The organism is Mycolicibacterium setense, from assembly GCF_000805385.1.
Taxonomy (GTDB): domain Bacteria; phylum Actinomycetota; class Actinomycetes; order Mycobacteriales; family Mycobacteriaceae; genus Mycobacterium; species Mycobacterium setense.
In genome coordinates this window covers 780210-792554 of the sequence record NZ_JTJW01000010.1, presented here as the reverse complement: position 1 = coordinate 792554, position 12345 = coordinate 780210, and the positions used below count along the sequence as shown (strand labels likewise).

The window sequence follows — 12345 nt, the reverse complement described above, 5'->3', positions numbered from 1 at the left end:
CCGAGTTCCCGGCGTCGATGGACCGCAAGGACACCCTGACGACCCACAATGCCTACTTCGACTACCTGGAAACCGACGGTCCCGGTACCCGGCAGTGGCTGGTCACCCCGCAACACGCGATCCGCACCGAATCGCTGACCAACTTCGGCCGCATCGCCGCCGGGAACCACAACGACGTTCACGCCGAACTGCACCGAACTGTCGACGAAAGCGGTTCCCGCACCATCGAACCCGCGGCGAGCCGGCCGGCCATGCGCCTCGACGACGATCCGGGCGTCATGCACCCGACCGACCCGCACAACCGGAACCGCGTGCCCCGGTGGACCAGGGGCAACGACTGTGCCCAGGTGCTGGCACAAGAAGTGTCGACGCGGACCGGCCGTGACATCCCGCTCGACGCCGAGCCCTCGCGTCGCGGCACACGCGCGCGGGCGATGTTCCGGGCATTCGGGACGGCCGCCGATTTCGCGACGTACGCCCAGATCGAGGAGACCCTGCTGGGCAGGCCGTCCGGCTCGATGGCGGTGATGGCATCGCGCTGGAGCGGAGGCCAGCCCGTCGGGCACGCATACATGGCGGTCCACATCGACGGCCGGGTCTACCTCTTCGACCCGCACACCCGGCAGTATTCGGGGTGGCCGCCGCACTGGGGCCAGGACGCGGTCACCCAGACCGCCGTCGGCTACCTGCGTCCTAACGGCGAACCCGTCGTAAAGGGGCGGTGGTACAACCAGTTCGCGGCAGCCGCCATCGGCAGGGTGCAGGGTCTCCCAGACGGCCAGGCTCACGGGAATACAGACGGTCTACCGGCCGCCGACCGCGACACCGCGAATCGCAATGCGTTGCAGCACTATCGGGACCGCGCCGACCACATCCGTACCAAGCTCGACCAGTTCAGCCCCGTCAGCCGCGAAGAACGAGCCTTCCTGGAACGTATCGACCGGCTTGACCTCGCGGTGCGACAGGCCGACGCGGACGCTGCCCGGGCCGGTCTCCAACCCCCGCTGGTGCTCGTGCTGGACACGTCGGCCTTCAGCGGCGGCGGCCACGCCGTCATCAGTTTCGGCGCCGATCCCTATCACGCGTCGCGCGTGACATGGCACACCGCACGAGGGTCGATCGAACAGCTGGGCACCGTGACCGTCCGCGCGCTCGACGGGCTGCACACCTCGACCGGAGCGCAGGACGCGGCGACCATCGCCTGGGTCGGCGACACCAGCGCGCTGCATCGGGACCTGGCCGCCTTCCACGAGACCCGCCGATCATTGGGCGAGCCCGGGCCGTTCACGGGCAATCACGTTGTCACCCATGCGCCGTCGTCGACCTCGAGCGCCTCGCGCCCCAACCCGCTGTCGGTTGCGACGGAATCCGGCGCTCACGTGGTCGCCCACCGCGGAGCTTCCCACGACTTCCCCGAGCAGACCCGCGCCGCGTACACCGAAGCGCTGCGGCAAGGTGCGGACGCCCTCGAATGTGACGTCAGGCTCACCAAAGACGGTGAGTTGGTGCTCATCCACGACAAGACCGTGGACCGCACATCGAATGGAACCGGCCGGGTCGGCGACATGACGCTGGCCGAGTTGCAGGCACTCGACTTCGATGGTCACGGAATTCTGACCCTGGACGAGTTCATCCAGCTTGCTAAGGACGCCGACCGCCCGGTGACGTTGTTCATCGAGACCAAACATCCTGCGCAGCAGGGCTTGAAGCTCGAGCGCGAAGTGGTCGCGGCGCTGGAACGGCACGGCTTGGCGAACCCGGGACCGGACCAAGCGGTCCGGGCAGCGGTGATCTCGTTCTACCCCGACGCGCTGTTGCGGGTCCGCAGTGCCGCACCGAATGTCCCCACCGTGCTTCTGGGAGCGTCGGCCCGGTATCTGGCCGGCGTGGTCGGCGCCAGCGCGATCGGTCCGTCCATCGAAACCCTGCGCAACAACCCCGAACTCGTCGGTGCGGCGGCCGCGCGTGGACTGGCCACCTACTGCTGGACGGTCAACAACGAAGCCGATGTACAGTTCGCCCGCGACCTCGGCGTGGACTGGGTCGCGACCGATCACCCGGGCCGGACCGGCACGCTGGTGGGAGAGCAGGCCGGCCGGCAAGAGCCCGGAACTGCGCCCACCCCAATGGAACCCGCTACCGACGAGCACGTCCGGCAGATCGCCGACGACGCTTTGTCGCGGCGGATACCGCCCGTGCGGCCCGATGAACTGCGCAACCCGATGGGACCGGCCGAGGAAGCCGCGGCGCGGGCGACCAACAACGCCCGCTGGTGGTCGGGCCTGACCGACGAACAGCGCAGCGCCATCGTTGAGACGTATCCGCAGCACATCGGCAATGCCGAAGGCGTCAGCGCAGCAGACCGGGACCGCGCGAACCGCAATGTCCTGCAACAGATGCGGGAGCAAGCGGATGCGCTCCAGTCGAAGGCGGACCGCGGGGAGCGGCTCAGCGGCGCCGAACGCAAGTTCCTCCGCCGGATGGACAAACTCGACCTCGCGATACGCAAGGCAACGGTCGATGCGCAACAGGCCGGGGTTGACGGTCCGCTGCTGCTGGCCTTCGACCCGACAGAGTTCGGCGGTGACGGACGCGCCGTGCTCAGCTACGGCGCCGACCCGTACACCGCGGATTCGGTGTCCTGGCACGTGCCAGGTGTCGGCAGCACGGTGGACACGCTGCTCGGCTTCAACACGACCTCCGCACTGCATCACCTGCAGGCGGTTCAGCAAAACAACCCGGGCCTGTCCGCGGCCTCGATCGCCTGGGTCGGATACGACGCGCCCAGCGGCTGGAGCACCCTGCGGTCCGCCGGGCACGGCATGGCCCGCACCGGCGGTGACATCCTCTACAGCGACATCACGGCGTTCAATGCTGCCCGCGACACGCTCGCCGGCGACGGCAGCCACTTCACCGGCAACCACGTGTTCGGCTACTCCTACGGATCGACCACCGCCGGATATGCCGGCCAGAACGGGCGATTCGCCGGTCACGTCCGAACGGTGTCTCTGGTCGGCTCCCCGGGCGTGGGCCCGGTGCGCACCGCCGATGAGTTCGGGATCGGTGCCGACAACGTGTTCGTCGCCTCCTCGTCACGAGATGTGGTCACGGCGCTGGGCGGACGTACCTCCGGCTCCAGCGGACGGGTCTTCGGGATCGGTCTCGGCACCGACCCGGCGATGGATTCCTTTGGCGCCGTGCGGGTCACCGCCGAACCCTCCGTGTCGATGAATCGCCTGCTCACGGGCGGCACGCATCACACCTATTTCCTGAACACGGAGGCGACGACAAACCTCGGTCGCGTTGCCGCGGGCCGCACAGATGCCATCACGACAGAGCAGCACCGCACCGAGCTGGGCCGGAGTCGGCACGCACCGCTGCTGCGCACCGTCGAACCCGCCGGGGATCGGGTGGGCGGCAGGCGTTTCTGGAACGCGCTGTGGCGTCGGCCGCCCAACTGCGCCGTGACCGTCACGGAAGAGTTGTCCACGTTGTTCGGCCGGAACTTCGGGCTGGATGCCACTACGTCGCGGCGCGGTGTGCCGGCGCGCGCCTTGTTCCGGGCGGTCGGCGCCGATGCGCGGTTCGCTACCTACGACGAGGTCGAAGCGGCCCTGCTGGGTGATCCGACGCTGCGGGTGGCCGTACTGACGTCGCAGTGGGCCGGCGGGCGTCAGGGTGGTCACGCCTACCTGGCCGTCAAGGTCGACGGCCAGGTGCAGCTTTACGATCCGCACACCCGCAAGTACTCGCCGTGGCCGCCGCACTGGGGGCAAAACGCGGTAACCCAGACCGCCGTCGGCTATCTGCAGACCAACGGCGATCCGGTCGGACCGATGACCCGCGACGTTCCGCTGCAGCTCGACGCTGCCGATGCAATCGGCAAAGTTCAAGGTCCGCAGCATGATCCGGAGTTCGTCCAGCGGCAGGCAGAGTACCGGGCACAGGATCCGGCCACCCGGGTGGTAGACACCCGCTACGCCGAGCCAATGGGTGACGTGGTCGACAACGCCTCCGACCACGCCCGGGGCCGCCAGCTCGCACAGGACCTGTCCGGCCGATACGGGCCCTACCGCATTCAACTGAGTCTCGACGAGAACTTGACCGACGTGGTCCTCCTGACCGGCGAGATCTTCAACGGCGACCAGAAGATCGGCACCATTCAGCGACAGTTCAACAGGGATCCTGACGGCACCCTGGTCGCAGCCCACACCGGCCTGGTCATTACGGACGAGAACCTGCGCGGCAAAGGGTTCTCCAAGTCCCTCACCTCCGAGCTGGAACGCTTCTATGTGCGCTCGGGCATCGACCGGATCGAGCTGACCACCCACGACAAGGGCGGCTTCGCCTGGGCCAGAAGAGGTTACGCCTGGGACCCCAGGACCAATCAGCTGCAGGAATCGCTCGACCGGGTGAAGCAGTCGGCCCGCCAACTACGCGAGACCGTCAGCGACGAAGCCAAGGCCGTTCTGGATCAGGTTGTGCAACAGCTTGATCCGAGTAACCCACGGCTGCCGGAGCCCATCGACCTGGCGAATCTGGCCACGACCGCAGAACCGGACCTCGGCCAGCGCCTGCTCGACGGCACCGGAGCCGTGCACGGTCGCAACGGCGTGCACTACGTCAAGTACCTGGACCCCGCATCGGTGGCTCCGGCCCGCACCGGCCTGAAGGGGTGGCTGCAGAACCTGTTCGGGCGGTCCGACACATCGCGTGGCGCCGCGGACAACTGCGCCTACGGGGTGGCCAACGAACTGTCGAGGATCTACCCCGGGCGCTTCGACCTGTCCATCCCGCCGTCGGCCACCGGCGTGCCGGCCTGGGCGCTGTTCCAGGCGGCGCAGTCGCGTTCCCAGTTCGCGACCTATGCCGACATCGAGGCCGAATTGTTGGGCCGGCCCGCCGGATCGTCGGCCATCGTGGTGTCGCGCTGGGCGGCCGATGGCGGCCGTCAAGGTGGTCATGCCTACCTCGCTGTCACCGACGGCCGGCAGGTGCAGCTCTACGACCCTCGCACCAGGCAGTATTCGCCGTGGCCGCCACACTGGGGTGAAAGCGCGGTGGACCGCACCGCCGTAGGCTACCTCGACCAGAACGGCGACCCGGTACACCCGATCTCTGATGAGCCCGTTCAGGTTTCGCTTCACGCCGCCGACAGTGTCGGCGACGTCAAGGGCCATCCAGCCGCCGATGACTTCCTGACGAGGCAACAGGAGTACCGCGCCCAGGACCCCACCACCCGCCGCGTCGACTCGACCTATGCCCAACCGCTGGGGCAGATCGTCGACAGCTTCGCCACAGACCAGGTACAGCAACTGGCGGCGGACCTCTCCGGGGTATACGGGCCGTACCGCGTCGAGATGTTCCGGGCCGTTGCAGAAGAACAGACCGGCAAGGTCATCATCGGCGGTGCGATCATCAGCGGCGACGAGGAGATCGGCTTTACCCAGCAGACCTACGTTCGTGACCGCGACGGGAGCCTGGTCGCTCACCAGAACGTCGTGGACATCCCGAACAAGGCGTTCCGCGGCAAGGGTTTCGCCAAGGCGTTCGTCGCACAACTCGATCAGTACTACGCGCTCTCCGGAGTCGATCGGATCGAGCTGCGCACCGAGCAGGACGGCGGCTACGCCTGGGCCCGTCAAGGTTTCAGCTGGAATCCCGACCCGGCGAAGTTGCGGGCATCGGTCGACAACGTCAGGAATTCCGCTCTCCAACTGCGTGATCAGGTCAGTCCCGAGGCGCAGGCGCTCCTCGACGAGGTCATGCGACGGCTCGATCCGAGCCAGCCCGACCTACCGGAACCCATCGACCTGGCAGCATTGGCAACCAACCAGGAACCGCATCTGGGCCGCGACCTGCTGACCAATACATACTGGAGTGGCGTCAAGTACGTCGCTGCCGCTGATGCGGTCACCCCAGCCGTAGACACCCGCCACGCCGAACCCCTCGGTGACGTGATCAGCGAGTCGATGGATCAGGGCAGGGCTCAGCGGCTCGCCGACGATCTGTCGGGTATGTACGGGCCCTACCGCGTGCGGTTCAGCGGGGAAGCGCTGCCGAACGCGCTGCAGCTCAAGGGCGAGATCTTCAGCGGCGCCAGGCGAATCGGCGAAATCGACCGGATCTTCATCCGCGACGAGAGCGGAAATCTCGTCGCCCACCACAACGAGATGACCATCGAGGACGAGGCCTTCCGAGGTAAAGGTTTTTCCAAGGCGTTCCTGGCCGCGTTCGACCAGTACTACACACGCTCCGGAGTCGACCGCATCGAGTTGCTGGCTGTTCGGAACGGGGCGTACGCATCGGCCCGGCGGGGATTCAGCTGGGATCTACGTGCAGACGAACTGCAGGAATCCCTCGACTCGGTCAAGGCTGCCGCGCAGCGGCTACTGAGCTCGATCACCGCCGAGGCGCAGGTGGTCCTCGAAGAGGTCATCGGGCGGTTGGAGCCGGGCCATCCGCGCCTGCCGGAGCCTTCGGAGCTCGCGAATCTCAGCGCGGACGGCCACCCCGAGCTCGGTCGCGAATTGCTTCGCCGCACATCCTGGTACGGCATCAAGTACGTCGACGAGATGCCGGGTTCGGCGGCGGATGCGGTGGGGGATGTCCAGGGCCATCCGGACGACCGCGAGTTCCTGGCCAGGCAACAGGAATACCGGGCACAGGATCCCGCCGACAGGGCGGCGGAGAGCCGGTACGCCGAACCGGTGGGCGACGTAGTGGACAATGCGTCCGACCCACAACGGGTGGACCAGCTGGCCGCCGATCTCTCCGGCGTCTACGGCCCGTTCCGCGTTGAGCTGCAGCGGGTTCCAGACGAGGCCACGGGTATCGCCGGTCGCATAATGAGTGCCGGTAAGCAGATCGGGATGATCTACTGGTCGTATAACCGGGACGCCGCGGGCAATCTGGTCGCCGAGCACGGGATGATCGAGATCACCAGTCCATCCCATCGGGGAAAGGGATTCTCCAAGGCCCTGGCCGAACAGTTGGAGCCCCTCTACGCGCGCTCGGGCGTCGAGCGGATCGAGATGGTAGCCGCCTGGGACGGTGCATACGCCTGGGCCAGCTGGGGTTTCAGCTGGGCGCCGGACCCCGTGAAACTACGGGAATCGCTGGACAGCATCAGAAGCTCTGCGCAGAAGTTGCAGGCACAGGTCGGTCCGGAGGCGCAGGCCGTTCTCGACGAGGTTGTTCAGCGGCTGCACCCGGACCACCCGCGCCTGCCAGAGCCCCTCGATCTGGCGCGCCTCACCGCCCCGGGCCATCCCGATTTGGGCAAGAAGCTGCTCACCAACACCACCTGGCATGCCGTCAGGTACCTCGACGTCGAGGCCGTCGATGCCGTCGGTGACGTCCAGGGCCACCCCGACGCACCGGATTTCGCTGGGCAACAACAGGAATACCGATCGCAGGATCCGGCTACCCGACGCGTCGACACCCGCTACGCCGAGCAGTTGCGGGAAGTGGTCGACAGCTTCGACCGCGACGATGTCCGCCAACTCGCCGAGGACCTGTCCGGGCAGTACGGCCCCTACCAGGTCGAGTTCTCTCCCGAGCGTATCGTCGGCGGCGAACGCTTCACCCTGCACGGACTGATTCGCAGCGGGGACACGGAGATCGGCTATCTGACGCGGAAGTTCTCACGCGACGAGGACGGCAACCTCGTCGTCGAGAACACCATCATCAGAATCGAAAGGGCCGAATACCGCGGGCAGGACTTTTCGAAAGCACTGACCTCGGAGCTGGAGCAGTACTACGTGCGCTCCGGTGTCGATCGCATCGAGTTGGTGTCCAAATGGCAGGGAAGTAACGCGTGGGCGCGCCGCGGGTTCACCTGGTCCACCGATCTCTATCACCTCCACCAGTCCCTCGATGTGATCAAAGATGCCGCGCTGCGATTGCGCGCTCATGTGGGTACCGAGGCTCAGGCGGTTCTCGACGAGATCGCGACGCGGCTCGAAGTCGGTCACCCGAGGATGCCCGAACCGATCGACCTTGCGATTCTCGCGACGGCCGAGGAACCCGAGCTGGGCCGAAAGTTGCTGGACAACACCTCGGTCCACTTTGTGAAGTACCTGCCGGGCCCAGCCGTCGCCGACCCGCAAGCCCCTGCGCAGAACTGCGCGTACGGGGTGGCCGACGAGTTGTCGGCCCGGTACGGGCGCCCGTTCCGGATCGAGGTCGAACCCACCCGCAGTGGTGTACCGGCGCGGGCGCTGTACGAAGCCGTCGGATCCTCGTCGCGCTTCGCCACCTACGACCAAGTCGAAGCGTCTCTGCGGCGACTCGGTGACGGATCGTCGGCGGTGTTGACCTCGCGCTGGACGGGTGGGCGCAGCGGCGGACATGCCTATCTGGCGGTCAACGACGGCGGCGAGATCTACCTGATCGATCCGACGACCGGAGAGCGCACGGGATGGCCGCCGCACTGGGGCCAGGGTGCGGTCGACCGCACCGCGGTCGGCTACCTCGATGCCAACGGCGATGCGGTGAACCCGCTGCACGACGTCCCGCTCAGGCTCGGCACGGCCGACTCCGTAGGCAACGTCAAAGGCTTGCCGGCCGAGCCACCTACACCAGCGCACGTTGCCGATGAGGCCTTGGGGCAACGGGTTCTGCCCGATCCGGGTACAGCGGTCGAGAACGCACGGGTCAACGCAACGTGGTGGAAAGGGTTGAACGCAGATCAGCGCCAGGCCTTGATCGCGACGTATCCGGTGCAGATCGGCAACGCCGAAGGTGTCCCGCCGCTCGACCGCCATGAGGCCAATACCCGGGTACTGCACGATTGGCTCGAGTATCGCGACGGATTGCAGGCCAAACTCAACAGTGACATCCGGCTGGGCTTCGAGAAGAAGCTGGAATTACTGCGTATCAACAGTATTGAGGCCGCGCTGGAGCGCGGTGCCGCGGCGGCCCAGCGGGCAGGCGTCGATGGTCCGTACCTGTTGAGGCTAGACACCGGCGCATTTCACGGTGCGGGGATGGCCGTCGTGAGCTTCGGTGTCGATCCGTATCTCGCGGAGTCGGTGGTCTGGAATATTCCGGGGCGCGGGATGACCATCCAGGAACTGGGCCCAGGCATGGGAACGGCCCTCAACCATGCGACGTCCGCACTGCTCGAAGACCCGACCGCGTCGGTGGCCTCGATGACCTGGATCGGCTACGACACGATGCTCGACGACGGCGGCGAAACCGGCGGCGATGCGCTCTTCAACGACATCCGGGCGTTCAACGCCGGGCGCACCGCATGGTCGGAAGGCGGTATCAGGTTCGGCGACAACCACGTGTTCGGACACTGTCTGGGGTCGGCCGTCGCCGGCCATGCCGGCGTGGATGCGCGCTTGGACGGCGAGATCCGCACGGTGACCCTGTACGGGTCTCCCGGTCTGGGGCCGATGAACCACGCCGGCGAGTTCGGTCCGGGAGTCGACGTCTATGTGGCGACGGCGTCCACCGACTCGTTCACGCAGCACGGCGGCACCACGCCCGGTTCACGGGGGGACTTCCGGGGCGGCTACGGTGTCGACCCGGCGATGGATTTCTTTGGGGCGCAGCGCGTCACCTCAGAATTCCCGTTGACCGTGATGACCAAGGGTGGCGACTACGACATCCACAACTTCTACAGCACGTTCGTCGACAAGGACGCCGGCGTACGCAACGAGTCACTGGCCAACTTCGGCCGGGTGATCGTCGGGCACATCGAGCACATTCAACTCGAGGGCCACCGCACCCTGGTCACCAATCCTGATCAGACGACGAAAGTTCTGGACCCGGCGGCGATGCGGTCCGTGCGACTCGACGATCTCGCGCCGCCCGTCGCCGACCCCGCCGACAACTGTGCCTTTGGGGTCGCCGATGTGTTGTCGCAGAGGTACGGACGCGAGTTCCGGATCACTGCGCAGGTGACGTCGACCGGGGTGGCGGCCAGGTCGCTGTTCGAAGCCGTGGGCTCCGGTGCTCACTTCGCGTCGTATGCGGAAGTGGCCCAACGGCTGCACGAGCTCGGCCCGGGATCGTCGGCCGTGCTGGCATCACGCTGGGCCGGCATGCGCCAAGGCGGTCATGCCTACCTCGCCGTCAACGACGGTGGCGAGATCTATCTGATCGACCGGCGCACCGGCGAGCGAGCCGGCTGGCCGCCGCATTGGGGCCAGGTCGCGGTGGACCGCACCGCGGTCGGCTTCCTCGATGCCGACGGCAACGCTGTCGACCCGCTCGCCGACGTGCCCCTACAACTTGCCGCCGCAGAAGCCGTCGGGGACGTCCGAGGCCTACCGCGGGATCCGGACTACCTACGGCGACAACAGCGATATCGTTCCGAGAATCGCACTACCCGGGTCGTCGACACCCGCTACGCCGACCCGCTCGCGGAACTCGTCGACAACCCCGATCCGCAGCGCGGCCAACAACTCGCCGAAGACCTGTCCGGGATGTACGGGCCGTACCGGGTCGAGTTCGAAGCCGAGGCGGTCCCGGGCAGCGACCAGGTCGCGCTCGCCGGGGTAATCCTGCACGGCAACAGAGACATCGGGTCGCTCGACCGGGTGTTCCACCGTGACGATGACGGCAACCTCGTCGTCCACCACGGCCTGATGGCCATCACCGACCCGCGGCACCGCGGCCAGGGATTCTCCAAGGCGCTCTCGGCTGAGCTCGAGCGCTTCTACGTGCGTTCCGGTGTCGACCGGATCGAGCTGACCTCGGATTGGCAGGGCAGCAATGCCTGGGCCCGCCGCGGCTTCACCTGGGGCCCAGATCTGATGAATCTCCAGGGGGCGCTGGACCAGATCAAGATGAGGGCCGCGGACATGTACGACGGGCTCAGTGCCGAGGGCCAGGCGGAGCTCGATGAGATGCTGCCGAGATTGGAAGTCGACCACCCCCGACTGCCCGAGCCCGTCGACATCGCCATCCTGGAGACGGACGCGGAACCGAACCTGGGGCGCCGACTGCTGGAGAACGTCTCGATCGACATGGTGAAGTATTTGCCGGCCGATCCGCTCGCACCGCTGGGTCTGCCGCAGCACGCACCGGGCACGTTGTCCGAGGGCGAGGCCATCGCGGCCTTCGGCGACGGAGAGAACAAGCTGCGTGCGCTCAACGAAGAACTGATGCGCGACGGCGTCAGCGCAGAGGAACGCGCCAGAAGGCTCTCAGACGCCCGGAACGCGTTGCGGTCATGGGCATATGGGCTGATGAGCAACCGGGAAGCGGCAGAGTTCCTGTTGCGCAACACAACCAACCCGACATTCGACGACCTGGTCGCGCGCAACGCGGAGCGCGGGCTGACCGGGGATGCGATCTATGAAGCGATCATCGACACCTCCACCCACAGCCGCATGTCCCCGGGCAGCCTCACCGACATCGAAACCGGTGCGGTGTACTCACAGTTCGAACTCGGGATGCGGGCCCTCGACGAGCAGATGATCCGTGACGGCGTCAGTATCGAGGACCGCGCCAGGATACTGTCGGGCCTGCGCAGCTCACTGCGGGCCTGGACCCGGGAACTGATGGAGAACCGCCCGGCCGCCGACTGGCTGTCGGCCCACGAGAGTGCTCCGACGTTCGAGGATCTGGTCGCCCGCTACGAGGGCAAGGGCCTCAGTGGAGACGACGTCTACCAAGCCATCATCGACGGCGCCACGCACAGCCACTACGCGGCGGGAACGCTGTCCGACGAGGAGACTCGCACCGTCTACACCACCTACGAGCTCCGGATGCGGGAGCTGCGGGACCAGCTCCTGCGCGACGGCGTCAGCGCCGAGGAACGGGCCAGGACGATGTACGGGATGAGGGCGACCATCCGGAGCTGGACCCGTTCCCTGATGGCGGACCGGAGGGCGGCGGAATGGCTGAACGAGAACGAACCGAACCCCACGTTCGACGAGCTGGTGGAACGAAACCGCGCCAAGGGGCGCGTCGGGGACGAGATCTACGAGGCCATCGTTGCCAGCTCCACCCGCAGCCGTGGCAGTGTGAACGCAGATCTCGGTATCGATCCGGACAATCCGCCCGATCTGCCGCCCATGAGGGGGCCCCACGACGACCGTCCGCAGGATCAGGAAGAGGACACGACATGACCAGCCGGAAGCCCACGCCGCTGCGGTACGACCAGACCGGCCTGCGCGGAAAGCGGGCCCATGTGCTCGTCGAGGAACCCACCGACGAGATCGACTGGCCGGCGAATCTTCCGGCCGGCATCAAGAGCGTGATCATCGTCGACGACGCACCGAACCCACATCACACGCTGCGCGTGCACCCGACAGATGACCCGGACCGGGTGGCATTGGTGGTTTTCGACCAGTTGGCACTGTACGAGGGTGACGAGGAGTAGAG

General features: G+C 66.9%; 2 protein-coding genes and 1 pseudogene. All 3 read left to right on the top strand.

Translation table 11 applies throughout. From position 1 onward, the window contains the following. Positions 1-1349 precede the first annotated feature (1349 nt). A pseudogene (locus QQ25_RS31465) lies at positions 1350-2069 on the top strand (glycerophosphodiester phosphodiesterase); the annotation flags it as partial. A gap of 57 nt (positions 2070-2126) precedes the next feature. Continuing rightward, positions 2127-12089 (top strand): toxin glutamine deamidase domain-containing protein, encoded by a 9963-nt coding sequence (locus tag QQ25_RS31550; RefSeq protein ID WP_324607915.1) that lies wholly within the window; start codon positions 2127-2129, stop codon positions 12087-12089. Next, on the top strand, positions 12086-12343 hold the full coding sequence (locus QQ25_RS28935) for a DUF7161 family protein (protein ID WP_036475921.1): 258 nt from the start codon (positions 12086-12088) through the stop codon (positions 12341-12343). The genes QQ25_RS31550 and QQ25_RS28935 overlap by 4 nt, the downstream gene beginning before the upstream one ends. Positions 12344-12345: the final 2 nt, after the last annotated feature.

What these genes read in the sequence shown, in the direction of transcription:
- QQ25_RS31550 (WP_324607915.1), top strand. Translation starts at nt 2,127, where the DNA reads ATGGAACCCGCTACCGACGAGCACGTCCGGCAGATCGCCGACGACGCT.
- QQ25_RS28935 (WP_036475921.1), top strand. Translation starts at nt 12,086, where the DNA reads ATGACCAGCCGGAAGCCCACGCCGCTGCGGTACGACCAGACCGGCCTG.